Source organism: Rhizobium leguminosarum (genome assembly GCF_002953715.1).
In the GTDB taxonomy this organism is placed as follows: domain Bacteria; phylum Pseudomonadota; class Alphaproteobacteria; order Rhizobiales; family Rhizobiaceae; genus Rhizobium; species Rhizobium leguminosarum_V.
Map to the genome: position 1 here is coordinate 263029 of NZ_CP025012.1, position 25337 is coordinate 288365.

27 protein-coding genes, 1 tRNA gene and 1 pseudogene are annotated in these 25337 nt (G+C 59.5%); 19 read left to right on the forward strand and 10 right to left on the reverse strand.

The annotated features are described in order from the left end of the window. Positions 1-56: 56 nt before the first annotated feature. From CUJ84_RS01320 to CUJ84_RS01360, 9 genes are all read left to right on the forward strand, one after another. Positions 57-488 (forward strand): DUF2948 family protein, encoded by a 432-nt coding sequence (locus tag CUJ84_RS01320; protein WP_012755989.1) that lies wholly within the window; start codon positions 57-59, stop codon positions 486-488. Positions 489-542: 54 nt separating this feature from the next. Then, a complete protein-coding gene (hisD, locus tag CUJ84_RS01325) occupies positions 543-1841 on the forward strand; it encodes a histidinol dehydrogenase (RefSeq protein ID WP_105004904.1) in 1299 nt (432 codons plus the stop codon). A 4-nt stretch (positions 1842-1845) separates the two neighbouring features. Then, positions 1846-2319, forward strand: coding sequence for a UPF0262 family protein (locus tag CUJ84_RS01330; protein ID WP_018493697.1), 474 nt, complete (start codon positions 1846-1848; stop codon positions 2317-2319). Further along, entirely contained in the window at positions 2316-2801 is a 486-nt protein-coding gene (locus CUJ84_RS01335) for a low molecular weight phosphatase family protein (RefSeq protein WP_017992883.1), read from the forward strand. The genes CUJ84_RS01330 and CUJ84_RS01335 overlap by 4 nt, the downstream gene beginning before the upstream one ends. 123 nt (positions 2802-2924) lie before the next feature. Continuing rightward, the gene (gene infA / locus CUJ84_RS01340) at positions 2925-3143 is read left to right on the forward strand and encodes a translation initiation factor IF-1 (RefSeq protein ID WP_003545338.1); all 219 of its coding nucleotides are present in this window, start codon (positions 2925-2927) and stop codon (positions 3141-3143) included. A gap of 57 nt (positions 3144-3200) precedes the next feature. Further along, the gene (locus CUJ84_RS01345) at positions 3201-3821 is read left to right on the forward strand and encodes a Maf-like protein (protein ID WP_012755992.1); all 621 of its coding nucleotides are present in this window, start codon (positions 3201-3203) and stop codon (positions 3819-3821) included. 124 nt (positions 3822-3945) lie between these two features. Further along, positions 3946-4155 carry a DNA gyrase inhibitor YacG gene (gene yacG / locus CUJ84_RS01350; RefSeq protein WP_105004905.1) on the forward strand — a complete coding sequence of 70 codons (210 nt, stop codon included), beginning with the start codon at positions 3946-3948 and terminating at the stop codon, positions 4153-4155. Positions 4156-4437: 282 nt separating this feature from the next. Then, positions 4438-4513, forward strand: a tRNA-Phe gene (locus CUJ84_RS01355). Between the two features lie 233 nt (positions 4514-4746). Continuing rightward, entirely contained in the window at positions 4747-5724 is a 978-nt protein-coding gene (locus tag CUJ84_RS01360) for a phosphodiester glycosidase family protein (RefSeq protein ID WP_105004906.1), read from the forward strand. Between the two features lie 83 nt (positions 5725-5807). Here CUJ84_RS01360 and CUJ84_RS01365 read toward each other — a convergent pair whose 3' ends face one another. From CUJ84_RS01365 to CUJ84_RS01380, 4 genes are all read right to left on the reverse strand, one after another. Then, positions 5808-6086 carry an IS3 family transposase gene (locus tag CUJ84_RS01365; RefSeq protein WP_018244711.1) on the reverse strand — a complete coding sequence of 93 codons (279 nt, stop codon included), beginning with the start codon at positions 6084-6086 and terminating at the stop codon, positions 5808-5810. Between the two features lie 7 nt (positions 6087-6093). Then, positions 6094-7539, reverse strand: a complete 1446-nt coding sequence (locus CUJ84_RS01370; RefSeq protein ID WP_105004907.1) for an HlyD family type I secretion periplasmic adaptor subunit — start codon at positions 7537-7539, stop codon at positions 6094-6096. A 14-nt stretch (positions 7540-7553) separates the two neighbouring features. After that, positions 7554-9269 (reverse strand): type I secretion system permease/ATPase, encoded by a 1716-nt coding sequence (locus tag CUJ84_RS01375; protein ID WP_105004908.1) that lies wholly within the window; start codon positions 9267-9269, stop codon positions 7554-7556. Between the two features lie 90 nt (positions 9270-9359). Next, positions 9360-9935: a PE-PGRS family protein gene (locus tag CUJ84_RS01380; RefSeq protein ID WP_105004909.1), complete on the reverse strand. Its 576-nt coding sequence runs from the start codon at positions 9933-9935 to the stop codon at positions 9360-9362. Positions 9936-10090: 155 nt separating this feature from the next. On the opposite strand from CUJ84_RS01380, the gene CUJ84_RS37815 reads away from it, so the two are divergent. The 4 genes from CUJ84_RS37815 to CUJ84_RS01405 all read left to right on the forward strand — a co-directional run bounded on the left by CUJ84_RS37815 (position 10091) and on the right by CUJ84_RS01405 (position 13636). Continuing rightward, positions 10091-10294 (forward strand): hypothetical protein, encoded by a 204-nt coding sequence (locus tag CUJ84_RS37815; protein WP_158686888.1) that lies wholly within the window; start codon positions 10091-10093, stop codon positions 10292-10294. Positions 10295-10539: 245 nt separating this feature from the next. Continuing rightward, positions 10540-11628 carry a hypothetical protein gene (locus CUJ84_RS01385; RefSeq protein ID WP_105004910.1) on the forward strand — a complete coding sequence of 363 codons (1089 nt, stop codon included), beginning with the start codon at positions 10540-10542 and terminating at the stop codon, positions 11626-11628. 794 nt (positions 11629-12422) lie between these two features. After that, positions 12423-13187 carry a response regulator transcription factor gene (locus CUJ84_RS01400; RefSeq protein WP_105004913.1) on the forward strand — a complete coding sequence of 255 codons (765 nt, stop codon included), beginning with the start codon at positions 12423-12425 and terminating at the stop codon, positions 13185-13187. A 203-nt stretch (positions 13188-13390) separates the two neighbouring features. Continuing rightward, entirely contained in the window at positions 13391-13636 is a 246-nt protein-coding gene (locus CUJ84_RS01405) for a hypothetical protein (RefSeq protein WP_105004914.1), read from the forward strand. A gap of 9 nt (positions 13637-13645) precedes the next feature. Here the strand turns inward: CUJ84_RS01405 and CUJ84_RS01410 are convergent. From CUJ84_RS01410 to CUJ84_RS01435, 6 genes and pseudogenes are all read right to left on the reverse strand, one after another. Continuing rightward, a pseudogene (locus CUJ84_RS01410) lies at positions 13646-14372 on the reverse strand (SDR family oxidoreductase). A gap of 11 nt (positions 14373-14383) precedes the next feature. Next, positions 14384-15445, reverse strand: coding sequence for an ABC transporter ATP-binding protein (locus CUJ84_RS01415; protein ID WP_105004915.1), 1062 nt, complete (start codon positions 15443-15445; stop codon positions 14384-14386). Between the two features lie 60 nt (positions 15446-15505). Beyond that, positions 15506-15712: a DUF2160 family membrane protein gene (locus tag CUJ84_RS01420; protein WP_018447078.1), complete on the reverse strand. Its 207-nt coding sequence runs from the start codon at positions 15710-15712 to the stop codon at positions 15506-15508. Positions 15713-15716: 4 nt separating this feature from the next. Beyond that, positions 15717-16553 (reverse strand): carbohydrate ABC transporter permease, encoded by an 837-nt coding sequence (locus CUJ84_RS01425; RefSeq protein ID WP_027686046.1) that lies wholly within the window; start codon positions 16551-16553, stop codon positions 15717-15719. A gap of 4 nt (positions 16554-16557) precedes the next feature. Further along, positions 16558-17433: a carbohydrate ABC transporter permease gene (locus CUJ84_RS01430; protein WP_105004916.1), complete on the reverse strand. Its 876-nt coding sequence runs from the start codon at positions 17431-17433 to the stop codon at positions 16558-16560. A 96-nt stretch (positions 17434-17529) separates the two neighbouring features. Beyond that, entirely contained in the window at positions 17530-18963 is a 1434-nt protein-coding gene (locus tag CUJ84_RS01435) for an extracellular solute-binding protein (protein ID WP_042954421.1), read from the reverse strand. 297 nt (positions 18964-19260) lie between these two features. Between CUJ84_RS01435 and CUJ84_RS01440 the strand changes: the two genes are divergently transcribed. The 6 genes from CUJ84_RS01440 (at position 19261) to CUJ84_RS01465 (ending at position 25248) form a co-directional block, all read left to right on the forward strand. Further along, positions 19261-20145 (forward strand): sugar phosphate isomerase/epimerase family protein, encoded by an 885-nt coding sequence (locus CUJ84_RS01440; RefSeq protein ID WP_105004917.1) that lies wholly within the window; start codon positions 19261-19263, stop codon positions 20143-20145. A 62-nt stretch (positions 20146-20207) separates the two neighbouring features. Next, positions 20208-21422, forward strand: coding sequence for an ROK family transcriptional regulator (locus CUJ84_RS01445; RefSeq protein ID WP_105004918.1), 1215 nt, complete (start codon positions 20208-20210; stop codon positions 21420-21422). A gap of 30 nt (positions 21423-21452) precedes the next feature. Beyond that, positions 21453-22430: a tagatose kinase gene (locus CUJ84_RS01450; RefSeq protein ID WP_105004919.1), complete on the forward strand. Its 978-nt coding sequence runs from the start codon at positions 21453-21455 to the stop codon at positions 22428-22430. Continuing rightward, positions 22430-23707 (forward strand): D-tagatose-bisphosphate aldolase, class II, non-catalytic subunit, encoded by a 1278-nt coding sequence (locus CUJ84_RS01455; RefSeq protein ID WP_105004920.1) that lies wholly within the window; start codon positions 22430-22432, stop codon positions 23705-23707. Before CUJ84_RS01450 ends, CUJ84_RS01455 begins: the two co-directional genes overlap by 1 nt. A gap of 29 nt (positions 23708-23736) precedes the next feature. Then, positions 23737-24462, forward strand: coding sequence for an SDR family oxidoreductase (locus CUJ84_RS01460; RefSeq protein ID WP_105004921.1), 726 nt, complete (start codon positions 23737-23739; stop codon positions 24460-24462). A 12-nt stretch (positions 24463-24474) separates the two neighbouring features. Continuing rightward, the gene (locus CUJ84_RS01465) at positions 24475-25248 is read left to right on the forward strand and encodes an SDR family NAD(P)-dependent oxidoreductase (RefSeq protein ID WP_105004922.1); all 774 of its coding nucleotides are present in this window, start codon (positions 24475-24477) and stop codon (positions 25246-25248) included. Positions 25249-25337: the final 89 nt, after the last annotated feature.

Genomic DNA, 25337 nt, shown 5'->3' on the forward strand with positions numbered 1-25337 from the left:
TGACGCATCGCCATTCCGGCGGTGCCCGGCCTAGGCCGGTAATGGGATGAGGCTGAATGACCGACCTGAAACTTGTTGCGCTCGATAACGAGGATCTTGCGATCATGTCCGCGCATATGCAGGACAGCGTCTTCAAGGTCGGCGACATCGACTGGTCGCCGCGCGACGCGCAGTTCGCGCTTGCCGCCAATCGTTTCGTCTGGGAAGGTGCCGAGCGCAAGCGCAAGGGTTTCGAGCGCCGCCGGGCTGCCCTGGTCTTCAAGCGCGTGCTTGCCGTCCGCTCGCTTGGCATCGATCGTGGAAAACGCGACGAGGTGCTGTCGCTGCTGGCGCTGCGCTTCGAGCAGAAGGGCGAGGGGCCTGAGGGTACGATCGAGCTGTCGCTATCCGGCACGGCCTCGATTGCGCTCGATGTCGAATGCATCGAGGTCCAACTGGCCGATATCGGCGGCGCCTGGGAGGCCTCCTCCAAGCCTCGCCACCGCTGAAATGACGCCGAAAGTTTAAATATCGCAGTTTCGAGTTGGGAAGGAATATCGGCCTTGGCAATCTGGCTGGATCAGGCATCGGAAGGTTTCGAGCAGCATTTTGCCGCCTTTCTGACGACGAAGCGTGAAGTCTCCGAGGATGTGAACATCGTCGTTCGCGCCATCATCGATGACGTGCGCGCCCGCGGCGATGTGGCGCTTGCCGAATATTCGCTGAAATTCGACGGCATCGATTACGCCACCGTCCCGATGCGCGTCACGCCTGAAGAGATCGACGCCGCCGTCGAGGCGGTGCCTTCGGAAGTGCTGGGCGCGCTGAAGCTCGCCGCACTGCGCATCGAATCCCACCATCGCCGGCAGCTGCCGAAGGACGATATCTACGAGGATGACCTCGGCGTCGGCCTCGGCTCGCGCTGGACGGCGATCGAGGCGGTCGGGCTCTATGTTCCGGGCGGCACCGCGAGTTATCCAAGCTCGGTGCTGATGAACGCCGTGCCGGCCAAGGTCGCCGGTGTCGATCGCATCGTCATCGCCGTTCCTGCCACCGGCGGCGCCGTCAATCCGGCAGTGCTTGCCGCCGCCAAGCTTGTCGGTGTCACCGAGATTTATCGTGTCGGCGGCGCCCAGGCGATCGCGGCTCTTGCCTATGGCACCGAGACGATCGCCCCGGTCGCCAAGATCACCGGTCCCGGCAATGCCTATGTCGCTGCTGCCAAGCGCCATGTCTTCGGCACCGTCGGCATCGATATGATCGCCGGTCCCTCCGAAGTGCTTGTCATTGCAGACAAGGACAACAATCCGGATTGGATCGCAGCCGACCTCTTGGCGCAGGCCGAGCACGATGTCAGTTCCCAGGCGATCCTGATCACCGACGATGCCGCATTCGGCAAGGCGGTGGAGCAGGCGGTCGAACGCCAGCTGAAGACGCTGAACCGCGCCGAGACGGCGGCGGCAAGCTGGCGCGATTTCGGCGCGGTCATCCTCGTTGCCGACCTGAAACAGGCCATTCCGCTGGCAAACCGTATCGCCGCCGAGCATCTGGAGCTCGCCGTCGTCAATCCGGACCGGCTGCTCGACGGCATCCGCAATGCCGGCGCGATCTTCATGGGCGCCCATACGCCTGAGGTCATCGGCGATTATGTCGGCGGTTCGAACCATGTGCTGCCGACGGCGCGTTCGGCGCGCTTCTCATCCGGCCTTTCGGTGCTTGATTTCGTCAAGCGCACCTCGATCCTGCGCCTCGGCCCGCAGCAGCTCCGCACCCTCGGCCCGGCGGCGATCGCCCTTGCCGTTTCCGAAGGCCTCGATGCCCATGCGCGATCGGTCGCGATCCGCCTCAACCTCGAAAGGTGAGGGCATGGCGAAGGGCGAATTCCGGCTTTGCGACGTCGTCCTTGACGATACGATCGGCCGTTCGACGCCCGATGTCGAGCATGAACGCGCGGTCGCCATCTTCGATCTGATCGAGGAGAACAGGTTCGAGCCGCTCGGCCATGTCGGCGGACCTTACCGGCTGAACATCTCGCTGGTCGATTCGAAACTGGTTTTCGCCATCACCACCGAAGAGGGTGGCGGCGTCGCCACTCATATCCTGTCGCTCACGCCCTTCCGGCGGATCGTCAAGGATTACTTCATGATCTGCGAGAGCTATTACGAAGCGATCCGTTCGTCGACGCCGAGCCGCATCGAAGCGATCGACATGGGCCGGCGCGGCATCCACAATGAAGGCTCGCAGACGCTGAAGGATAGGCTGGCCGGCAAGATAGAGGTCGATTTCGATACCGCCCGGCGCCTTTTCACGCTGGTCTGCGTGCTCTACTGGCGCGGATGACGGCAATGGAGCGCGCCGCCGATGTCGAGGAGGGAAAGCGGCCGGGCGCCATCCTTTTCATGTGCGGGATGAATGCCATCCGCTCGCCGATAGCCGAAGCGATCGCCCGTAGCATTCTGCCGGCCAATACCTATATCAGGTCTGCCGGCGTTCGCGCCGGCGAGCGCGATCCCTTCGTGGATGCCGTGCTCGATGAAATCGGGCTTTCCCTCGGGCGCCGCCAGCCGCAGACGCTGGAAGAGCTCGAGGATGATTATTTCGATCTGATCATCACGCTGTCACCGCAGGCCCATCATGCAGCACTCGAGCTGACGCGGTCGAGTGCGGTCGATGTCGTCTATTGGCCGACCATGGATCCGACGGTTGCAATCGGAACGCGCGAGCAGATTCTGGAGAGCTACCGCGAGGTCCGCGATCATCTGGCCGGCCTCATCGAAAGCCGGCTACTCAAACGAAATGGCATTGCCGCGCAATCGGCATGAAAACAAATAAAGGAAAGCCTGATCAACGAGGTTCACAAACCTGCGTTGATTGTGTAGTTTCCGCCCAAATTTTAAAGGCGCGCGCTGCGCTGCCTATTCAACCCACAGGAAGAAAACACTTATATGCCTAAAGAAGAAGTCCTCGAATTCCCGGGAATCGTCACCGAACTTCTGCCGAATGCGACGTTCCGCGTGAAGCTCGAAAACGAACACGAGATCATCGCCCACACCGCTGGCCGCATGCGCAAGAACCGCATTCGCGTTCTCGCCGGCGACAAGGTGCTTGTGGAAATGACGCCCTACGATTTGACCAAAGGCCGCATCACCTACCGTTTCAAGTAAGTTTGCCCGAAGGTCCTGCAAGGGTTCTTGCTCCCGTCTGCCGATGGTCGAGGTTCCATGGCGCTGAAATACAAGCTCATTCTGGCCTCAGGCTCGCCCCGGCGCGTCGACCTGCTCAACCAGGCCGGCATCGAGCCCTCGCGCCTGATGCCGATGGATATCGACGAGGCGCCGAAGAAATCGGAGCATCCGCGTTCGCTTGCCCGCAGGCTCTCGGCGGAAAAGGCCGAAGCCGCCCTTGCCGCCATCAAGGGCGATATCACCTGGAAGGGCAGCTATATCCTGTCTGCCGATACGGTGGTCGCCGTTGGCCGGCGCATTCTCGGCAAGGCTGAGTTCGCCGACGAGGCGCTGAGTTCGCTGCATCTCCTCTCGGGACGCAACCATATGGTCTACACCGGCGTTTGCCTGGTGACGCCGGATCGCAAGATCCGTCAGAAGATCGTCGAGACCAAGGTCCGCTTCAAGCGTCTCTCCGGTTTCGAGATCGAGAACTACCTGGCCTCCGGCCAGTGGCGCGGCAAGGCAGGCGCCTACGGCATCCAGGGCCTCGCCGGCACCTTCGTGCAGAAGATGGTGGGCTCCTACACCAATGTCGTCGGCCTGCCGCTTTATGAAACCATTCTGCTTTTGACCGGCGAAGGCTTCGATGTGCATAGCCGGTGGCCCGAGGGCTGAGCCCGACGGCCGATGCTTAAAGCGCGTCACGATCTTTCAGATCCGCGCGTCGCGCTTTAAGGCGTTGTTTATACGCATGTCGTGTCGCACACTTTTTGCGCGACATGCTTTAGGACGGACCGATATGCCTGAAGAGAAGAAAGCGGCCGCCAAGGTCGAACCGCTGCGCAAGACGCGCCCTTGCCCCGAATGCGGTAAACCTTCCCACCGCGAACACTATCCCTTCTGCTGCAACCGCTGCCGCGAGGCCGATCTCTCCCGCTGGCTGACCGGCGCCTATGCCATTCCGGTTGCCGACGACGAGACGAAGGCCGATTATCCCGATGAGGAATAATGCCTGTCGCCCAAAAGTGCGCAGCGGTTTTGGGACAACGACATGCATAAATCAAAGACTTAAAGCGCGTCGCATGAATCCGGAGTGACGCGACGCGCTTTCGAGAATTCCGCCGGCGAAGCTCTTATTTTTCCTCACGAATCCGCAAAGCCGGCAAGACCGTCAAAAAAGAGTCATTTGACGCTTGCCATGGGCGAACAAGATGCTATAACCCCGCTCGCTTCCGGGGTGAACCAAGGCCCCGCGGTTCTTTTCTTGAAAAGAACCATTGGAAGCAGGTTAGCCCAGGTAGCTCAGTTGGTAGAGCAGCGGATTGAAAATCCGCGTGTCACTGGTTCGATTCCGGTCCTGGGCACCACTTTGATTTCCTTGCATAATTAGCGAATTTGTGACCTTGGGAAAAGGCGCCTGTTTGGCGGCCGTGGTGGCGAACGCCGAACTACGCTGTTCCGAGCATATAGGCGCGCGTGTTGGGCTGCCCTCCGTGCAGACAACCGTCGTAGAAAAGCCTCACTTGAAATTGCATTTGCGCAGGGCGAGCGCATCGCGCCGCATACCGAACCTAACTATTTGCTTATAGAGATTTTTTTGATGTCAGTAGTTCGCAAGCTCCTATTCGGGCTGACGGCAGCGTTGGGCGTTGTGATTGTTGTCGGCGTTGGTTGGCTCTGGCAAGTTGCGGGCGCCTATGGGTTCAACACGATATTGCGTCGCGGCGGAACCTATTGGATCAACGTGAAGCCTGACGACGAGCGGCTATCCGCCTCCATGCAATTGGCGTTGAAGAGCCCTGTCCCAGGCGCGCAGCCGGGGTCGCTGGCCTGGCAACAGCCGGAGCCTGGCTTTGAAGTCGCGGAACTGCCGGTGCTTGCCGATGGACGCGAAGTCGACCGGATTTTTCTCAGCCGGATTGATCCGGCGCGCTTCCGCTTCGTTGTCCACAATGCACCAAAGGGTGATACGGGTATCGACGAATGGGAACATGCCCTGCCGAAGGCCGTGATGATCGTCAACGGCAGCTATTACGACACACATGGTCGTCCCGACACGCCCTTCATCAGTGAGGGTGTAGCGATGGGTCCCCAGCAGTATGATGCAAAGGCTGGTGCCTTCATTGCGGATGCAAGCTCGGCTGACATCCGTGACCTGACGCATCAAGATTGGGGAGGTGCCTTTGCCGGAGCGACGAATGCCATGGTTTCCTATCCGCTCCTGATCGGTGACGATGGCCAAACCCACGTGAACGTGAAAAGCCGCTGGCTGGCCAACCGGACCTTCTTGGGCAAGGATGGCTCCGGCCGCATTGTTATCGGCACGACGAAGGAAGCATTCTTTTCTCTCGATCGGTTGGCGGAGTTTCTCAAGGCATCGCCTTTGGATCTCGAGGTTGCCCTAAACCTCGATGGCGGCCCCATCGCATGCCGCAGCGTCCGATTGAACGGGTATAGCCAAAAGTTTTATGCTCGATGGGAGGCGCAGGTCGACGACGACAACGTCAAATTGCTGCGCTGGCCGATTTCTCAGGCCACCTGGGCCATGCCCATGGTTTTGACCGTCGAACATAAATAGCGAAAAGAATCGCAAGTCCGAGATGAGAGAACGCCGCCGGCATTCCGGTCGCGAGTGTCCCCGACAAACCCCTCTGTCAGAGGTTAGTGTCGCCCTTTCGATGTCTTCGCCAGCATCTCGCTCAGTGTTGCCGCCGAGAGCATGGATTCGGCCAAAAGCTTCTTGAGCTTCTGGTTCTCTTCCTCCAGTGCTCTCAATCTTTTGGCATGGAGACCGACATTCCCGGACTGCAAGGATTGCCACCGATAGAAGGTCGGCTCGCTGATGCCGTACCTGTGGCAAACATCTGCCACCGTCACCCCGGCTTGGTGCTCCTTCAGAATACCGGTAATCTGGTTGTCGTCGAATTTTCTCTTGCCCATCACCGCTTCAGTCCTCGCGAAATGCTCTGTTGAAACTGTCGAGGAGGGGTCTGATGGCATAGAGCGCCACGCTGCTTTTGCCCGTTTCGATCAGTGTCTGTGCGGGCATGCCCGCGACCATTTCCACATCTCTCATTTTCGCCAACCGCTCATCCGTTATACGGATCGTCGCGGCAAAGTAGGGCTGGCCGCTCCGCGCATCGATGAGACGGTCCGCCGAAACATACTCGACCCGGCCTTTCAGGAGTGGAACGCGCCGCTGATTGTATGGAAGGAGGTGAACCTGTGCTTCGAGTCCCGCACGGACGAGATTGATGTCTTCCGGCCTGACGTGGGCAGACACGACAAGGCGATCGGCGCCCGGCAGAAGATCGACCAGCGGTTCACCCGCGCCGATCACCCCACCGGCTGTGTGGACACGCAGGTTCATGATCGTTCCATCTTCGGGAGCACGGATATAGGTCCTTGAAAGCTGGTCGTCGATCGCCCGCAAGCGCTCGCGCAGTTGCATGATCCGGCTTTCCGTCTCGCGCATGCCTTGGGCGACTTCGCTCAACCGGTCGCTCTCAAGCTTTGCGAGATCGGCCTGTGATCCGCTGATCACCTGGTAGGCGCGGGAGATCTGCGCCTCCACTTCACCCTGCTGGCCGTCAAGGTCTGCCTTTTCCCGCTGGAGGTTGAGAAGCCTGCTTTTTGTTTCCAGTCCTTTGGCGTTAAGGACCGTGACCTGATCCAGTTCCTGCCGAGAGATCGAGGCTCTGTCGGCCAGCGCCGCCTTCTGCGCGCCAAGTCCGACAATTTCCTGCCGCACCTGCGCGATTTTTTCATTGGCGATCTGAATTTCCGCCTGCATGACCCCGCGACGGGCTTCGAAGATTTTCTGTTGCCCGATCAGAATCGAGCCGACCAAGGGATACTTGGCCATTGCTGCCCTGAGATTCCCAGGATAGGCGATATGGTCGCTGCCCGTCTGCTCCGCAAGCAGGCGAGCGCGGCTTCCTTCGGCGTCCCAAAGTTGCCCTTGAATGCTGTCGCGCTCCGAGCGAGACTTCGTATCGTCGAGCTCGATTACGATTTGTCCGGCCATGACCGCATCGCCGTTTTTGACGAGGATCTGTCGCACGATCCCGCCTTCCAGATGCTGAATGGTCTTGCGGCTGGATTCCGGTTCGATGACGCCCGATGCGACCGCAGCGCTTTTCAGCGGCGCCAGAACCGACCAGATCCCCAATCCGACGATGAAGACCAGGATCAACAGGTTGCCCGTCCAGACAACGCCTCTGAGCCCCGGCATGGGCGAAGGGGGGGCGGGTCCGCGCTGTTTCGCCTCGATCACCGGCAAATAGGCCGTCCGTTGCCTGGCTGTCGCCGTCGATCGTTGAGGCAATCGCTGACCCGTCCCTGACGAATCTGATAATTTCGCCCGCGCTGCGTCCAGTTGAACAAGGGTCATGGCAGCCTCCCTCCCTACGTTCCTGTTCGAGACGGTGGTTGAAGATAAGTTTCATAAATTCGCTCACTGTCGCCGACGGCAGCCACAGTCCCGTCACGCATGATGGCAATCTTGTTGGTGACCGGCAGGATCCCCATCCGGTGCGTTATGATCACGACGGTCATCCCCCTGGATTTCATGCGCTCGATTGCCGTGAACAGCATCCGTTCGCCGTCATAATCCAGGCTCGAATTCGGATCGTCGAGAACGATCAGAGACGGATTTCCATAGGCCGCCCGTGCCAGTCCCAGCTGTTGGCGCTGAGCTCGAAGGAGCAGGTTTCCACCTTCACCGATATCGGTCTCGTAACCCTGGGGCAGCCGCATGATCGCTTCGTGCAACCCAACCAGCTTCGCGGCATCGATCGCTTTGCCGGGATCTCCTCCGTCCAGCCGGCCGATCACATCCTTGATCGCTCCTCCGAAAAGTTCGATGTCTTGCGGCAGATATCCGACGTGGCGGGTTCCCCCACAAAGGCGCAGAGCCGAGATATCTACCCCGCCGAGAAGAGCATATCCGCTCGTTGCTGGCACAACGCCTGCTATGACGCGACCCAGTGTCGATTTCCCTGATCCCGACGGACCGATGAGCGCCATGCAATCGCCGGGCGCGAGGCGCAAGGTGATGCCAGTCAATATCGGCCGATCGGCGAATGGCTTGATATAGCTGACGTTATCGAGAACGAGGCCGTTGGGTTCCGGTATCGGCACCATTCGGGCATCGCAATCCGATGCAACTGCTATCAGCATTCTGTTCAAGCGACGGAAGGCACTGCGCGCAAACGTAAAGGAGCGCCATGCACCTATTGCGCCCTCGATTGGTGCAAGCCCGCGCCCGAGCAGCAGGCTCGCAACGAAGATGATCCCGGGACTGCCGCTGTTTATGAGCACCAACCATGTCGCCGATCCCATCATGAGGATCTGCGCGAGCGTGCGGATCGATTTGGAGAAACCAATAATGATCTCCGTGCGATGCATCGCGATATCCTGCGCCCTTCTGGCCATTTCCGCATCGCGATAGACGATCATCGCTGCGCCATCCTGCATGCCCATTGCCCTGATTACCTCAATGTTTTTGAGGGCGGTCGCAAATCTGAGATAGCTCATCGAAAGGGCACGATTGGCGTGGGCAAGCGGCTCTCGCGTCGCCAGTTCCGTCAGGAACGCAAACAGCAGAAGTGCAACTGCGCACAGAAGACCGATGGTCCCAAGCAGCGGATGAACGAGAAAGAGCAGGAGCAGGAATACCGGTGCCCAGGGAACGTCAAAAAAAAGCGAGCTGGCCGGTGAATCGAGAAACTGGCGTAATGCGGCCAGGTCCCGGTAGCACTCCGTGGCGGCTCCCGTATCGGCGCGAGTGGCATATTCGAATGATGCGGTAAGCACCATCGGCCGCAGCCTGTGGTCCAGCCAGCTGCCGATGCGCGAAAGAGCTGCCCTGCGCACGATATCCAGCGTGGACCCGACCACCACGGCGATGGCGATGATCATCGTCAGCATCAGGAGCGTGTCGGCGCTTCTGCTCGACAGGACCCTGTCATAGATCTGCAGGAGATAGATGGACGGCGCCAGAAGAAAGAGATTGTAGCCGCAGCTATAGAGGAAGACCAACCCGAAGGCTCCGGCACAGGCTCGGAGCGCGACAACGAGCTGTGTCTGCGGGCGCAATGGCTTTATGGAAATCGTTGTCATTATCAGCTCTCGCTGCATTTGATACTGACGAGAAGAGGCTGCTTACCTTGAGGGCCGCCGGCCGAAACCAGCGGCCCTTGAGGTCTGAGTTCACGAGCCGAGATGGTCGACGTCGATATGGCCGAAGGCGTTTATGAAGTGATCAAGAGAATTGTTCACCGTCGTCGTTTCGGGATCCGTGTGAACCAGAGCTGACGAGATATCGCCGCCTAGAGCGTTGTTCCCGTTGCCGCCGTTGCCGCCGACACCTGCGAGGATGGTGGCATGCTGATCGGCCACAAGCTGCGTATATTGTGTCGCGGTCGTAGCCGCATTCACGGAAGCCGTGTCGCCGCCGCTCGAGTTTCCTTGGCTGCCATTGGAGTGGGAATCTCCCCCCGCGCCGCCGTCGCCGCTGTTCGTGACCGCCGCCAGGAAGCCGTTTTTGGCCTGAGCAAAGCCACCGTCTCCGCCACTGCCGGCGTCCCAACCTGCCTTCTGCCAAACGTGATCGCCGTTGTGCAGATGGGTATCTGCCCCGTAGACCGTTTGGACGGGGTCTACATATGCAACCGGGTTGTAGTTGATGTTCCCATCGTTGTGGCCATCACCGCCGTTGCCGGCATTCGCGTCACCGGCATCCGGGTTGTTGAGATGAATCGTGTCGGATATCTGTGGAATAGGCATTGATGTCACTCCTTCTACTTCGTTTCGTCATTGTTACTTTTACGGCGTGGGTATCCAGCATGTCACCGCTAGCCAATACAACCGCAATCGAATAATGCCTGCGATTTAATCTGTGAACTATCTAGATATTCGGTGATGTTCCTTCGGGTATATACTTGCAGGTGACGGAACGTTATTTTGGATTAGTACGAAGTGATTTGCGGCCGGATGGCATGGGTCATGATCATGTCTGCGACCTCGTCGAAGCGACGCCGTTTTTCGAAGCAACGGCCACCCAAGCGAACCGGCTGCATTCCGGGGTTCTGATCAGGCTGCGCTTGGCGGCGGAGACCCCGCTTGGCGGTGAAACGCTGTCATGACCCGCCGCGAGAATGAGTGTGCAAGATGGAGGGCCTCTAACCCAAACGGGGATTGAGTGCTTGCAAACTCGCGCAACGGGCGCCGCGGCCCATGACAGCCAAATGGCTACAGTACTAGCCGATGAGATGTAGACGAATTGCAGGCTCTGCTTTTCCTGCGTTCAGATGCACAATGCCTGAACAATTCAGGCTGCATAGCGCCGCACGCTCGGTGGCCGTGCGGTTGACCGCGAATGGAGACGGTAATGGCGGAAACTCGTTCCTCATTGGAAGACTTGCCCAAGGCGGGCACCGATCAACACCTCGCCTCCAACTTGGCCGCGGGGCATCTGGCGCTGATGCCGACCTGGCTTCCATTGGATGTCGCTTCCGGTCCAAGCTATAATTCGGCCGGCAGCGGTGGCGATGGAATAAGCGAAGGCGTGATCAGCAGCAATTCATTGGCCGTCTTCATGCCGTCCAATGCCGCTATTGCAGGACCTCATTCGGGTGCCGACGCTTTCCAGGGCAACGATGCGCTCATCAATCAGCATCCCACCGAAATGGCGGGGATAGGCGGGAATGGTGGAAGCGGCAATGTTGCCATCGGCAGCGGCGATGGCGTCAATCATGCAGGCACCGGGGGCAATGGGCTCTTCTACGGTGGACTCGTCAGCACCGAAGTCGCGCTGTTTGCCCCCGTCAATACCGCCGTGGCGGCAGGCCCTGGCGCGACGGCGCACGCCGAGCAATCGAACAACGCAATGTTCCTGCAGGGCGCAACCCAGATCGGCGGCATGGGCGGCTCGGGCGGAGACCATAACGTCGCGGGCCATGGCCCGTCGATAAGCCCGGGAACTGCGCTCACATTGACCGGCGACTTTTATGCGGGCCATGGCGGCGATGGATATTTCGTCGGCACTATGGTCGACGTGAGTATCGCCATCTTCTCACCGATCAACATCGCCATCGGCGCCGCGGGCGGCTCGGCGGAGGCCCATCAGACAAACAATGTCATTTTCGATCAGGGCGCTGTGCAGATCGCAGGCATCGGCGGCAATGGCGGTGGCTTCAACCTGTCGTCAGACACGATTTTCACCGGCAACCATGCGGGCGGCGGTGGCGGGGTAGGATCGTCGGCCGGCAGCATGGTCGATGTCAATTTCGGCTATTTCCATCCCATCAACATTGCCGTTCCCGCCGGCGGGACGGCGGACGCCCAGCAGATCGATCATGTTCTCTATGACCAACATGCGCTCCAGTTGGCCGGCATCGCCGGCCACGGCGGAGAAGGCAACCTCACCGACGCCCATTCGGCTCTCGTAGACGACATTCTGGCCTTCATGCATACCTAGAACAGGATGATTTTAGGCCGGGTCGAAAACCGCTCACACTTTTCGGCATCGTTCTCCAAGGGATAGAATCCCAATTTGCATTGCAGAGGCTCAACTGCACGAAACCGTTCTTCGCGCGATTTTTCAAGCCATGTGTTGAATTGTTTCCTCCGCCCGGCATTCGCCTCCCTGGCCGACATGGCACCGAACGGCGGGCTCACTGAGATCCCGAACATTCCACAATGACCTCATCCCATTGTCGTCGTTTTCGGCCGCCAGGGGCCGTGACCTCCGGCCGGTATCGGGTCGGTGCCGGCGCAGTGCTGCCTGAGGGAGAACGATGCCAGCTGGTATTAATGCGTCATTAGAGCGCAGTTTCTCTAATCATAACGGGTAATCGGCGATCTTGTACTTTTGTTGCTTTTCGCATTTGTCGTTTTGCTGCCGAGTTGGTGACTTCTTTGAATTGAGATATGGAAACAAAGCCCGGCCGATCGGCAGCTCGTTATATCCAACGGCGCTTTCCGAAATGGGTCTGTCGCAGATCGGTTGCCTTTTCAGTGCCTTTGAAAGCTTTGTTGACCCGCTTGCCGTACGTGAATTCGGCGAAGGCTGGAAAGTCTGCAGCGACAAGTCGAACCAGCAGGCTCTCATGAAAAATCTCTTCAATGTGCTCTGCAATCCCAGTTATCTATCGATGATATCTTATAGACTATAAGAATTATCATGAGAGATCAGACTATTAATATCTGAAATACACTCACTTTTTATCATGACATGTAGTGAAAACAGGAATAATATAATCTGCTGTTGCGTTGCAAATATTCTGGGGGAGCACGCAAGTGTCCGATATTGCTGGAACTAGGCGCCGTACGGGGCGCAATGCACCAACTGTGATCATCATTGAGCATTCTACTTTGGCGCGCACCACCGTGGTGAAGCTTCTCGAGCGGGAACTCACCGGGTGGAACGTTATAGATTTGATCTCGACTGAGAGTCTCGATCGAGCTCTTGGATCCGAGGTGCGTTTGATTGTATTAGGTCTGGCCGGCAGAGGTGTTGAGAGCGCCAGCCTGCGTGATGATCTCGCGGCGATTGCTGCACGTTTTCCTGAGGCTCCTGTCACGTTGCTCTCAGGTACGGATGACGCCATCATAGCCCGTCAGGCGCTCAAGATGGGCATCCGCGGCCTTTTCTCGACTTCACTTCCCATTGACATTGCCCTTGCCGGTCTTCGCCTCGTTCTGGCAGGAGGAACATTTTTCCCGCAGCTATTGGGAGCTGGTACAAACGGCTCAAGCGAGCATAGTCCGGCCAGAAATGAGGCCGAAAAGAGCTTGGATGAGAGGACGCAATACTTGGCGATTGCTGAGTTCACTCCCCGGGAAGCGGATGTCCTCGCAGAGCTGCAATGCGGCTGTTCAAATAAGGTAATTGCAGGAAAACTCAATTTGTCGGGGCATACGGTAAAGATGCATTTGCAACACATAATGCGCAAGTTGCAGGCGCAGAACCGCACTGAAGTGGTTGCCCGCTTAATTCAAAGAGCCGCCGGTGGGCCTGACGTCTCGCCGAGTTAGGCGGTGTCGCCAGTACCGGGGAGCTGTCTCAACGTTGGTGGCAGCACCAAGCGTGGTAGCAAGGGCCAAAAGCAGCGCGGCCCGCGCCATGGCAGGCCGTGTATCGGCAAGGCTTTCGTTTCAACGGGTCTCATATCGTGATGCCTTGATCGGAACCGCGAGTCCGCCTGTCCGTTACCCTTTGAGAAACGGAGGATTTGGACATGCGCAAGAGAAAAGCCATCGTCGAGGCGGCGCTTGAGTCCGAGTACGAGCGCCAGGCACTGGGGATCATGAATACGGAGCAAGCTCTAAAGCTTGAGGATTCCGACGGTCTTGTCTTCAGTCATCCGGATAAAGAGGCCGGCGTAACGGATCATTTTATTGATCAGGATGAGCTGCGCCGATTGGTGAGGCGGTCAACGTCGCCGCTTCCCCGATTGCAATCGCGGGCTCGTGCCACACGCTAGTCCTGAACTTCAGGCAATCATGTAGCCGCCGTCCACCGGCATCGATATGCCGTTCACCATGGCAGCCTGATCTGAGAGCAGGAAAAGGACAACCTCGGCGATATCTGCCGGCTCGGCGAAGCGACCGACGGGAATTCGCTCCATCATCCCTGCGGCTTTCTCGGGATCGCTCCATGCCTTCACCGCCATCGGCGTCAGCGTCACCGTGGGATGGATTCCGTTCGCGCGGATGCCGTGAGGTGCAAGCTCCTTTGCCATGACACGCGTCAAGCCATCCAATCCGCCCTTCGACGCGCAATAGGCAGCGTGGTCGGGGAGGCCGACGAAGGAGGCGACCGACGAGACATTGACGATGGCGCCTTTGCGGCCCTCTTTGATCAGTGAACGAGCATATTCCTGGGCGACGATCATCGGAGCACGCGTGTTGACTGCGACAAGACGGTCGAATGCTTCCGACTGTCGTATCCAGGAACGGCTGGAGCTCGGTCGTGCCGGCGCAGTTGACGAGGAAATCGGCGGGAAGGGCAGCGATGGCAGCCTCTCTGGTCGCATCGGCATCGGCGAGGTCGACCTGTATGGCCCGGCAGCCGGATTCCCCTTGCAGCGCTTCGACGTCGGCAGCACTCCGAGTCAGGGCGACGACTTGCGCTCCCCGTTCGACGAGCATCCTCACAATTTCGCGTCCGATGCCTTTTCCGGCGCCGGTCACGATCACCGTCTTTCCTTTGAAGTCCATGGGGCGTCCTCCTACAGTCTCTGGCCTGTTTCCCGATCGAAGATATGCGCACGCCGGGGATCGATGTGGAAGTACATTGTCCGTCCGGGATCTACCTCGATGCGCTCGCGGATCAGGGCGTCGATCGGCACGCCTCCCGTGCGGCCGAAGATCAATGTCTCGGAGCCGGTGGGCTCGAACACCGATACCTCCACAGGAACGCCTTCCTCGCCGATCGTGATATGCTCTGGTCGGATGCCGTAGGTAACGGCTCTTCCTTCATCCGCATTTGTGTCTGCCATCGGCAGGGTGATGCCCTGGTCGGTGACGACGACCTTCCTGCCGTCGCGGGTGGCTATGCGGCCCTGAAGGAAGTTCATCGATGGGCTGCCGATGAAGCCGGCGACAAAAAGGTTTACCGGGAAGTCGTAGAGATCGAGAGGCTTGCCGATCTGCTCGACCCTCCCGTCGCGCATCACCACGATCTTGTTGGCCATCGTCATGGCCTCGATCTGATCGTGCGTGACGTAGACAGTGGTGGTCTTCAGCCGCTGGTGAAGCTCCTTGATTTCGACGCGCATGGTGACGCGAAGCTTGGCGTCCAGGTTCGACAATGGCTCGTCGAACAGGAAGACCTTCGGATCCCGGACGATGGCACGACCCATCGCCACGCGTTGACGCTGTCCGCCCGACAGTTGCTTCGGATAGCGGTCGAGATAACGTGTCAGGTCGAGGATCTCGGCCGCCTTGCCGACCTTCTCGTCGATCTCCGCCTTGGGACGCTTGGCCATCCTCAGCGGAAAGCCCATATTCTCGGCGACCGTCTTGTGGGGATAGAGTGCGTAGCTCTGGAACACCATCGCAATGTCACGCTCCTTTGGAGGAGCGTCGGTGACGACACGGCCGCCGATCCGGATGTCTCCGCTGCTGACCGTCTCCAGCCCGGCGATCATCCGGAGCAGGGTGGACTTGCCGCATCCGGATGGACCGACCAGCACGACGAATTCGCCATCCTCGATGTCGACGCTGACGCCGTGCATGACCTGAAGAGAGCCATATTTCTTGGTGACGTCGCTAACCTGTACGTTTGCCAATGTCGTTCCCCCTAAAGCAGCGCAGTTTGTGTCTTGATGGTGCTGACGGAATTCATCATCTCATCCCTTCCAGACGATGTAGGCGCCAAGGACTGCCGAGATCGCCGCCGCAAACCATACGGAAAGCCCAAACGGCTCGATGAACCGCATCCAGAACAGGGAGAGTGCGACCCAGATCACGATCGAGATGAAGAGCCGGTCGAACCAGTTCGTTTCGATCGGCAGAAACCCCGGCTTGGGTTCGTTATTTCCTGATTGAGACGTCATCGTTTCATCCTTTCACGGCGCCGAAGGTCAGGCCGGCGACGATGTGACGCTGCACCACCGAGAAGACGATGAGCGCCGGAACCAATGTCAGCATGGAGATCGCGGCCATGATGCCCCAGGCCGTCCCCGTGGTCGTCACATATTCCGACAAGCCGGTGGTCAGGGTCCGCGCATGGAAGTTGGTCAGCGTCGCCGCCAGCAGGTATTCGTTCCACGCAAACACCCAGGTCAGGATCAGCGTCACCGCAAGTCCGGGCCGTGCCAAAGGAAAGATGATATCATAGAGGACGGTCCATGGGCTCGCGCCGTCCATATAGGCCGCCTCGTCCAATTCCTTCGGAATGCCTTCCACGGTCGGGCGCAGCGTCCAGATGGCGAAGGGAAGGTTGAAGGAGCAATAGACCAGGATCATGCCCAGCTTGGAATCGGCGAGCGAGAAGTCGCCGATCCTGTAGACCTGCGTCAGCAGCAGGAAAAGCGGCAGCAGGAAGACCGCCGGCGGCGCCATGCGGTTGGTGATCGTCCAGAAGAAGATGCTTTCCTTGCCGGCGAGGTCGAAGCGCGTCAGGGCGTAACAGGCAAAAAAGCCGAGCGTCGTGACGAGCAGCGCATTGCCTGACGAAATGATCATCGAGTTGAGCATGTATCCGCGCAAGGTCGGATTCGTCAGCACGTCCTGGTAGTTCTTCCAGAAGAAGCTCCGCAGAATGACGTCGGGCGTCGAGAACAGGTCGAAGGGCTGCTTCACCGATATGACGAAGAGCCAGTAGATCGGGAAAAGGGTCACGAAGCTTATCAAGGTCCACAGGAGGACCGGAAGCCAGGGATTTTTGGTCTTCATCGCTTCAACCTCTCTTCACGCGGGGAGCAATCAAGCCGACGTAGAGCAGCCAGCAGACGACGATGGTGAGGTAGAGGACGATGACGGAGATCGCCGAACCGTAGCCGTAATTCGTCTTGGGGAAGACTTCCTTGAAGATATGGACGCCGATGTAGCGCGTCGATGAGCCGGGGCCGCCCCCGGTCAGCATCAGGACTTCGTCGACGGTGCGCAGCGCATCCATGAGCCTGATGAACACAGTGGCGAGCATGGCCGGGCGGATCAAGGGGAGCGTTATGTGCCAGAAGATCTGGCTCTTGCCCGCACCGTCGATCTGGGCCTGCTCGAACGGGTCTGCTGGGAGCGAGACGAGTGCGGCGATCAGCGAGAGGGTGACGAGCGGCGTCCAGTGCCAGATATCCATGATGACCGTGACGGTGAAGGCCGCGACGGCGCTCTGGCCGATGTTCAGGTCGTACCCGAACCAGCTCCTCAGAAGATAGGGAATGATGCCGATGGACGGTGTGGTCATCAGCTTCCAGACTGAGCCGACGATGATCGGCGCCATGATCAGGGGCAGAGTATGGATCGTGCGAAACACCGCTTTTCCGGGAAAGTCCTTGAGCAGCGCCTGGGCGAGGATGTAGCCGAGGACCAACTCCGACACGACCGCGAAGAAGACGAATGCCAGGGTTATGCCGAGCGATGCCAGGAACTGCGGGTCGAAGACGAGTCGCCGATAGTTGTCAGCCCAGTTGAAGACCATGCCTGGGTTGGCCGCAAACGGGTTCCATGCGTGGAAAGAGACCCAGAGGACGTAGATGAACGGAAAGATCCCGAACAGTCCAAGGATCACTATGGTCGGTGACAGCAACAGCCACCCGAGCTTCTGCGAATGCATCGCCTATCCCCCATTGAACACTATGTGGACGTCCGCTCCATCAGGGAGCGAAAGATGACGGGTCGCCGGAACGACCCGTCAGTTGGGGAGGATGTTTTATTTGCGATAGCCGAGCGAGGTGAGCTCCTCTTCGGCCTTGGCCGCCATCTGGTCGAGGCCTTCATCGGGGCCGATCTTGCCGGTCAGGATGTCGTAGAAGATGGGAGCGGTCGCTTCACGCACCTGCGCATGGAAGGGGTAGGGAGGAGCACCGGCGAAGAGCTTGCCCTCGTCCTTCAGCATCGTGTAGAAGCCGCCGAGCTTGACGTCCATCGCCTTCACCTTTGGATCGTCGAACGTTGCCTTGTTGGTGATGCGCGGTGCGGCGATCGCCCAATCGGGCTGCACTTCGTTCTGGCCGATGAATTCGAGGAAGAGCAGCGATGCTTCCTTGTTCTTGGACGTGACAGGCACGCCGAAGGCGCCGCCATCGTAGTAGCCGATATAGCCCTTTCCGGCTTTCGCGTCGTCCAGCACGCCCGGCTCGAGCGGCGGCAGAGCGAATCCGACCTGGCCGACCACCTTCGACTGCGCTGGATCGCTTGCGATCCACGCGGCATTCTCACCATAGATCAACCCCTGGGCGACGCGGCCCGCGGCGAACGTCGTTGCGGTTTCCGTCCAGGTTGACTGCGTCGATTCTGGAGGAGCGATGTCGCGCAGGTGCAGCCAATACTTCAACGCGGCCTTCGCCTTGTCGCCGTTCATCGTACCGCCGTGTTCGACCGTCGCTGCATAGTTGTTCTTGGCGTCGATGCCCCAATTGTAGACGCCGAAGGTCGGCACGATGGACTCGAAGAATTCATACCAGGACGCAGCATGGCCTGTATGTGCCTGAGCGGTCGTGCCCCAGAGCTCCATGCCGTTGTCCTTGCCGTACTTCGTGAAGAATTCGGCAATCTGGGTGTATTCCGCGTGCGTAGTCGCCGGCTTCAAGTCGTTGCCGGTTTCCTTCTTGAAGGCTTCCTTGATCTTCGGATCGTCGAAGAGGTCCTTGCGATAGAGATAGGTCTTCAGGAAAGCTTCCATCGGAACGCCGAAGAGATCGCCGCTCGTGTCCTTGAAGTAGTCGGCAAAGCTGGTGAAGTTCGCATCGTCGTAGGTCGGCGCCTTCAGATCCGGCTGGTCTTTCAGCGTCTTCGTGATGTCGACGAGGAAATTCCTGGCCAGATAGGAGTAGATGATGTCCTGCTCGATGTAGACCATGTCATAGATGCCGGTCTTGGCTTCCATGTCCTTGATGGCCTTGTCGTACATCTGATCCCAGGATGTCGTCTCGATGTCGACCTTGATGCCGGTCTTCTTTTCGAATTCCGGAGCGAGCACGTTTTTGATGTAGTTCGATGGCGGGGTGCTTTCGGTGACGCCGTGCAGTGTCACGCCCTTGAATTTAGCCCCGGCGTCGGACCAGAAGTCAGCCCAGGCCGGCGACGCGGTAGTGGCGAGGCCGAGCGTCAGCGCAAGCGCGCTAGCCTTCAAAGCATAATTCATTTTCAATCCTCCCAAATTGCAGCGAGATCATTTCGCCGGTGCATTGTGTAGGCCAAAAAAACTGCCAGCGCAACATTTGTTGTCTAAACATGCAAATCGCGGATCTATCCCATTGATTTTTGCAGAAACTAATTTCCGAGAGAGAGTGGAATGCAATGGCGAGAAGCTTAAAATATTGCATTGCAAGGTAATTTTGCAAAGCAGCAAAAAAAATTCAGCCAAAATTATTTGTTGTCTTGCCAAACTAAATGGCATAGCACTGTGCGCAGCCAAAGGCATTTTTTGGAGGAAAAGGCTATGCGTCGATTGGGTATCCATTCATTTGTATGGACAGGCGGCCAAACGCAGGAAGGGCTGGAGATGGCCCTCAACAAGACGGCCGAACACGGATATCGCACCATCGAATTTGCCTATCTGCGGCCCGAGAAATTCAATCTCGATCGATTGGCAAAGCTTGCGCAGTCGCTTGACGTGGAGATTGGCGTGACGATGGGTCTGCCGCTCGACAAGGACGTCTCGAGCGAGGATACCTCTGCGGTATCCGCTGGCAAGCAGACGCTGGCCGACGCCGTTCGGGCGGTCCGTGATATCGGCGGCAACAAGCTCGGCGGGATTCTCTATTCCGCGCACACCAAGTATAATCGCCAGCCGACGAAGAAGGGCTGGGACAACAGCGTCGCCGCGATCGCCGCGACCGCCGAGGTCGCCAGGCAGGCGAACGTCGATCTCGTCCTGGAGGTTGTCAACCGGTTCGAGACGAACCTGCTGAATACGGCGGCACAGGGACTGAAGTTCATCGCCGAGACCGGATCGGAGCATGTCCGTCTCCACCTCGACACGTTTCATATGAACATCGAGGAAGCCAATCCGGCCGCCGCCATCCGTCTGGCCGGCGACAAGATCGGCTACTTCCACATCGGCGAGAGCAATCGCGGCTATCTCGGCGACGGCGTCATCAACTTCGATCTGATCTTCGATGCCCTGCTCGACATCGACTACAAACGCGACATCGTGTTCGAAAGCTTCTCGACGACGGTCGTCGATGAAGGCCTGTCGCTCGCCTGCGCGATCTGGCGCGACACCTGGGAGGATAATGATCCGCTTGCCGCGCACGCGAAGCGCTACATCGAGCTGAAATATGACGAGGCCGAGCGTCGCCGCGCCACAAACGCGCGGCCCTGATTATCCTTCTGACAGCCTGTTCCAGTCGTGTAAGGGTTGGGCCGACTGAAGGGAATTGAAATATGAACGACACCGTCTCCATCGGAAGTTCGCCGCGCAGGATCCGACAGAACAATATCGTCGCCGCCTTGCAGACGATCTACGCCCACCGAAGCCTCAGCCGGGCCGATCTGGCCCGGAAGCTCGGGATGAATCGCTCATCTTCGGGAGAGATCGTCGCCGAACTGACGGAAGGCGGGTTCGTTCAGGAGTCGGATGAGAGCGGCAAGCAGCGTTTGGAGCATTCCCGTGCCGGTCGTCCGGGCATCATGCTCGAACTGGTCCCCGATGCCGCATTCTTCGTCGGAATCGAGATTGGCGTCGAGCATATATCGGCGGCAGTTGTCGATCTCTCCGCCGAGGTCCGGGCATGTCGGAAAATAGCGTTCGACACACCGTCTTCGACGGTGGAGGAGGCGGTTGCGCAGGGCGTCGAGCTGATTGTCAGTGCGATGGCGAAAGGGATGATCGGACGGTGCAAGGGTCTTGGCATATCGGCGCCGGCCCACATCCGGCCGGACGGAATTGTCACCCTCGCCCCCATCATCGGATGGCGAGAGGTGTCGTTGAAGGAGATTGGGCGGTCCGCCTTCCCGGCTGCGGTGCCGATCGCGGTCGAAAACGACGCCAACGCCTTTGCGATCGGTGACAGCTATCGGCACGGTGCCGCAGGCGTGACCCTGTTCCTGCTGATGGAAACGGGCGTCGGCGGCGGCATCATGATCGATGGCAAGCTATTCCGGGGCGGCCACGGTCTGGCAGGAGAAATCGGCCACACTCTGGTACCGGGAAGCGGCGGTCAGAAGTTCGAACAACTGATCGGTCGCGAGGTCCTCATCAGGCAGTATCGTGAGGCAGTTGGACGTAGTCACGCGGATCTGCAGGAATTTCTTGGCGGCGTTCGTGACCGTGTCCCGGCTGCGGTCAATATCGCCGAAACCTGGTCGCGCCATCTCGCATACGCATTGCTGCAGGCCTGTCGTCTGCTCGACCCCGACAGGATCGTGCTGGGTGGCTCTGTGGCGTCTCTCTACCCGATGGTCGCCGCCCGCGTGGCGGTCCACATGTCGGAGGGCCAGAATATACCTTTCCCCATGCCTGAGATCGTCGTGGACGATGATGCGGAGTTCGGCTCCGCCTTCGGGGCGGCATGCATGTTGCACCAGCGCTTTCTGTCCCTGGAGAGCGAGGAGTTCGGCAGCGAGGACGGTGCGCCGGTCCAATCGGCGACGAGTTGACGACAAGAACGATCGAAAGCAGGATTGCAAATGACTTCAGTACTGGCTCCGGACCAGCTTGGTCCCACGGTTTGCGTAGGGGAGATCCTCGTCGAGATCGTCGCCACGACGGTGGGAGACGGTTTTCTCGAAGCCCAGCCGCTCGTCGGTCCGTTCGCGAGCGGGGCGCCGGCGATCTTCATCTCGCAGTGCGGCCGCCTCGGCGGTAAGGCCGCGATGGTCGGCGCCGTCGGCGATGACGATTTCGGTCGGGTCAATACCGATCGCCTCAAACGCGACGGCGTCGATGTTTCGACGATCTCGATCGATCCGGACTATCCCACGGGAAGCGCCTTTGTCCGCTATCGCAAGGATGGCTCCCGGGATTTCGTCTACAACATCGCCACATCGGCAGCTGCGCGCTTCGGCTGGTCTCAAGCGGTCGGCGATCTCATCAATCGGAGCGGGCATCTTCACGTGATGGGCTCCGCTCTGTCGGTCCCCAGCGCGCGCGAAGTGATCGACAAGGCGGTCGACATCGTCAAGGCACGCGGGGGAACGCTCTCGGTGGACCCGAACATTCGCAAGGAATTGAAGCTGGACAAGGACACCGAACGGCGCTTTTCCAAGCTTGTCGCTGCCGCCGATCTGCTTCTGCCGTCCGGAGAGGAGCTTGAGCGTGCCGCAGGTGTCGAAGGCGAGGCAGAAGCGATCCGCCGCTTGTTCGAGATGGGCGTCAAGGAGATCGTGCTGAAGCGCGGAGCCGACGGCGCAACCTATTTCGGCAGGCAAGGAGACCGCATCGACGCCCCGGCATTTGTCGTTCAGGAGGTCGACCCCACGGGCGCCGGCGACTGCTTCGGCGGTGCCTATCTCACCTGCCGGCGGCTCGGAATGTCCGAGAAGGAAGCTCTGACCTATGGTTCGGCCGCTGGCGCCCGCAACGTGACGGTCCTCGGTCCGATGGAAGGTGCCGGCACTCAGCAAGAACTCGATGCGTTTATCGCTTCAACGGAAAGGCGGCCGTGATGCCGCAGCATCTCAACGAACTGGCCAGGCTGAGGATCGAAGGCCACCCCAGAGGCGTGACCTCTGTATGCTCCGCCCACCCGATCGTGCTTCGCGCCGCGCTCCGACACGGACGGCAACACGAGAGCACCGTCCTGATCGAAGCGACCTGCAACCAGGTCAACCACCTCGGCGGCTACACCGGAATGACGCCATGCGACTTCGCGTCTCTCGTCCGTAAAATAGCAGTCGAGGAGGGGTGCCCCGAAAATCTCATCCTTCTCGGCGGTGACCATCTCGGCCCCAATCCTTGGCGCGACCGTCCGGCGGAAGAGGCGATGGCCGAGGCGGAGAAGATGGTTGCCGCCTATGTCGACGCCGGATTCCGCAAGATTCACCTCGACGCCTCGATGGGCTCCAGGGGCGAGCCGGTGGCGCTCGACGACGAAACCACCGCCCATCGCGCCGCGCGGCTTGCGGCGGTCGCCGAGGCCTCGGCGAAGAAGGCCGGCGGCGCAATGCCGGTTTACGTCATCGGCACCGAAGTGCCGCCGCCAGGCGGGGCCGACCATGCCCTGACAACCATCGAACCGACGGCGGCCTCAGCGGCGCTGAAGACGATCGAAGTCCACCGCCGGATCTTTGCGGAGGCAGGACTCGGGCAAGCGTTTGGACGGGCCATCGGGCTGGTCGTTCAGCCGGGCGTCGAGTTCGGCAATCACAATGTCATTCTTTATGATCGCAGCAAGATAGACGCGCTGAAATCGGTGCTGACCGAGGAGCCGCAATTCGTGTTCGAGGCCCACTCGACGGATTATCAGGGGACCCGGCCCTTGACCGCGCTGGTGGAGGACGGGTTTCCCATTCTGAAGGTCGGTCCCGAGCTGACCTTCGTCCTGCGCGAGGCGCTCTACGCGCTGGATGCGATCGCTTCGGACCTCTTGCCCGATTACGGCCAGCGTCCGCTCTATGCGGCGATGGAAGCGCTGATGCTCGATCAGCCCGGCAACTGGAGCCGCCACTACCACGGGACAAACGCTGAGATGCGCTGGCTGCGGCACTATTCGCTATCTGACCGCATCCGCTATTATTGGGCGTCGGCTGAAGCACAAGATGCCGTCCGGCGCCTGTGCGAGGCCCTTCGAGGGCAAACCGTACCGCTGCCATTGCTTTGGCAGCATATGCCGGCCGCGCAGGGTTTCGCAGATGCACCACTCGATCCGGAACAGGTTTTGATCTGGAGGGTGACGAAGAGTCTTGCGGACTATCACGCCGCCTGCGGCGTCGGGAATAATTAGCAATCAGAATCAAGCAGGAGGAAAAATCGATGACGGAATTGAATGGGAAGATCGCGGCGGTCACCGGCGCTGCATCCGGAATAGGACTCGCTTCGACGGAGGCAATGCTCGCTGCTGGCGCGACGGTCGTGCTGGTGGATCGCGATGAGAAGGCCCTTGAGACAGTTTGTGCCCGGCTTGGCGAGCGCGCTATTCCGCTCAAGATCAACTTGCTGGATCCGGGCGAGTGTGCGGGACTGCTCGATGGCATTCTGTCGAAGACCGGAAAACTCGACATCCTGCATGCCAATGCAGGCACCTATATTGGCGGCGACCTGATGGAAACCGATCTCGATACCATCGATCGGATGCTCAATCTCAACGTCAATGTCGTCATCAAGAACGTTCGAAACGTCATTCCCCACATGATCGAACGTGGCACTGGCGACATTGTCGTCACCAGCTCCGTCGCCGGACATTCGGCGATTCCATGGGAACCGGTCTATTCGTCGTCGAAGTGGGCGATGACGTGCTTCGTCCAGACGATGCGACGCCAGCTTCTGAAAAGTGGCATTCGTGTGGGGTCGGTTTCTCCGGGGCCGGTGATCAGCGCTTTGCTTGCGGATTGGCCGGAAGAGAACCTTCGCAAGGCCAAGGAGGCCGGGGCTTTGATCGAGCCCAAGGAAGTCGCCGACGCGATCATCTTCATGCTGACCCGGCCGCGCAACGTCACCATCCGCGATATCGTGGTGCTCCCAAGCGCCTTTGACATCTGAAGGAGCCCGAGCATGAGTTACCAGGAGAAATTTCGCCTCGACGGCGAACGGGCGGTGGTCACAGGCGGAGGGCGTGCGATCGGGCTCTGCTGCACCGAGGCGCTGGCGGAGGCGGGCGCCGCCGTCGTCGTCATCGAACGCAGCGAGGCCGACGCTGAGCAAGCGCTTGCGCTGCGCGATAGAGGCTACCACGTCGAAGTCCGGGTCGGCGACGTCACCGACGCGGCCCGAATGGAGGCGATCGCAACCGAGCTTGCCGATAGCGGGCGACCGGCGACGATCCTCGTCAACAATGCCGGCATTGGCCAGAGCGGCATTCCGGCGCAGGAGCTCACCGACGCGGATTGGCTGCGCATGATGGACGTCAATGTGAATGGCGTCTTCTGGTGCTCGCGCGCCTTCGGTCGTCCCATGATTTCGATGAAACGCGGTGCCATCGTGAACCTCGGCTCGATGTCGGGGCACATCTGCAACCGGCCCCAGCCTCAGACGGCCTATAACGTCTCCAAGGCGGCAGTCCATCACCTCACACGCTCGTTGGCCGCCGAGTGGGCGCACCACGGCATCAGGGTAAACGCCGTCGCGCCCACCTATATCGAGACACCGATGGTGGTCGCCGTCGAAGCCAATCGCGAGCGTATCCCGCTCTGGCTCGCCGACACGCCGATGGGCAGGATGGGAACGCCGGAAGAGGTTGCAAGCGCCGTCCTCTTTCTCGCATCCGGCGCCGCCAGCCTGATGACCGGGGCGATCGTCAACGTCGATGCAGGTTTTACCTGCTGGTAGTCCTTCCCGGACGAGGTGCGATCGGCGCCTCGTCCACACCTGGAAAACCGGCATGGAAACGTTACCACATTATCTTGACTCGCATTCCT

Coding starts and splice junctions, on each gene's coding strand:
- CUJ84_RS01455 (WP_105004920.1), top strand. CDS start 22,430: ATGCCGCAGCATCTCAACGAACTGGCCAGGCTGAGGATCGAAGGCCAC.
- CUJ84_RS01465 (WP_105004922.1), top strand. CDS start 24,475: ATGAGTTACCAGGAGAAATTTCGCCTCGACGGCGAACGGGCGGTGGTC.
- CUJ84_RS01385 (WP_105004910.1), top strand. CDS start 10,540: ATGGCGGAAACTCGTTCCTCATTGGAAGACTTGCCCAAGGCGGGCACC.
- CUJ84_RS01330 (WP_018493697.1), top strand. CDS start 1,846: ATGGCGAAGGGCGAATTCCGGCTTTGCGACGTCGTCCTTGACGATACG.
- CUJ84_RS01335 (WP_017992883.1), top strand. CDS start 2,316: ATGACGGCAATGGAGCGCGCCGCCGATGTCGAGGAGGGAAAGCGGCCG.
- infA (WP_003545338.1), top strand. CDS start 2,925: ATGCCTAAAGAAGAAGTCCTCGAATTCCCGGGAATCGTCACCGAACTT.
- CUJ84_RS01345 (WP_012755992.1), top strand. CDS start 3,201: ATGGCGCTGAAATACAAGCTCATTCTGGCCTCAGGCTCGCCCCGGCGC.
- CUJ84_RS01425 (WP_027686046.1), bottom strand. CDS start 16,553: ATGAAGACCAAAAATCCCTGGCTTCCGGTCCTCCTGTGGACCTTGATA.
- CUJ84_RS01360 (WP_105004906.1), top strand. CDS start 4,747: ATGTCAGTAGTTCGCAAGCTCCTATTCGGGCTGACGGCAGCGTTGGGC.
- CUJ84_RS01405 (WP_105004914.1), top strand. CDS start 13,391: ATGCGCAAGAGAAAAGCCATCGTCGAGGCGGCGCTTGAGTCCGAGTAC.
- CUJ84_RS01460 (WP_105004921.1), top strand. CDS start 23,737: ATGACGGAATTGAATGGGAAGATCGCGGCGGTCACCGGCGCTGCATCC.
- CUJ84_RS01375 (WP_105004908.1), bottom strand. CDS start 9,269: ATGACAACGATTTCCATAAAGCCATTGCGCCCGCAGACACAGCTCGTT.
- CUJ84_RS01320 (WP_012755989.1), top strand. CDS start 57: ATGACCGACCTGAAACTTGTTGCGCTCGATAACGAGGATCTTGCGATC.
- CUJ84_RS01380 (WP_105004909.1), bottom strand. CDS start 9,935: ATGCCTATTCCACAGATATCCGACACGATTCATCTCAACAACCCGGAT.
- CUJ84_RS01440 (WP_105004917.1), top strand. CDS start 19,261: ATGCGTCGATTGGGTATCCATTCATTTGTATGGACAGGCGGCCAAACG.
- CUJ84_RS01430 (WP_105004916.1), bottom strand. CDS start 17,433: ATGCATTCGCAGAAGCTCGGGTGGCTGTTGCTGTCACCGACCATAGTG.
- CUJ84_RS01370 (WP_105004907.1), bottom strand. CDS start 7,539: ATGACCCTTGTTCAACTGGACGCAGCGCGGGCGAAATTATCAGATTCG.
- CUJ84_RS01450 (WP_105004919.1), top strand. CDS start 21,453: ATGACTTCAGTACTGGCTCCGGACCAGCTTGGTCCCACGGTTTGCGTA.
- CUJ84_RS01435 (WP_042954421.1), bottom strand. CDS start 18,963: ATGAATTATGCTTTGAAGGCTAGCGCGCTTGCGCTGACGCTCGGCCTC.
- CUJ84_RS01445 (WP_105004918.1), top strand. CDS start 20,208: ATGAACGACACCGTCTCCATCGGAAGTTCGCCGCGCAGGATCCGACAG.
- CUJ84_RS01365 (WP_018244711.1), bottom strand. CDS start 6,086: ATGGGCAAGAGAAAATTCGACGACAACCAGATTACCGGTATTCTGAAG.
- CUJ84_RS01420 (WP_018447078.1), bottom strand. CDS start 15,712: ATGACGTCTCAATCAGGAAATAACGAACCCAAGCCGGGGTTTCTGCCG.
- yacG (WP_105004905.1), top strand. CDS start 3,946: ATGCCTGAAGAGAAGAAAGCGGCCGCCAAGGTCGAACCGCTGCGCAAG.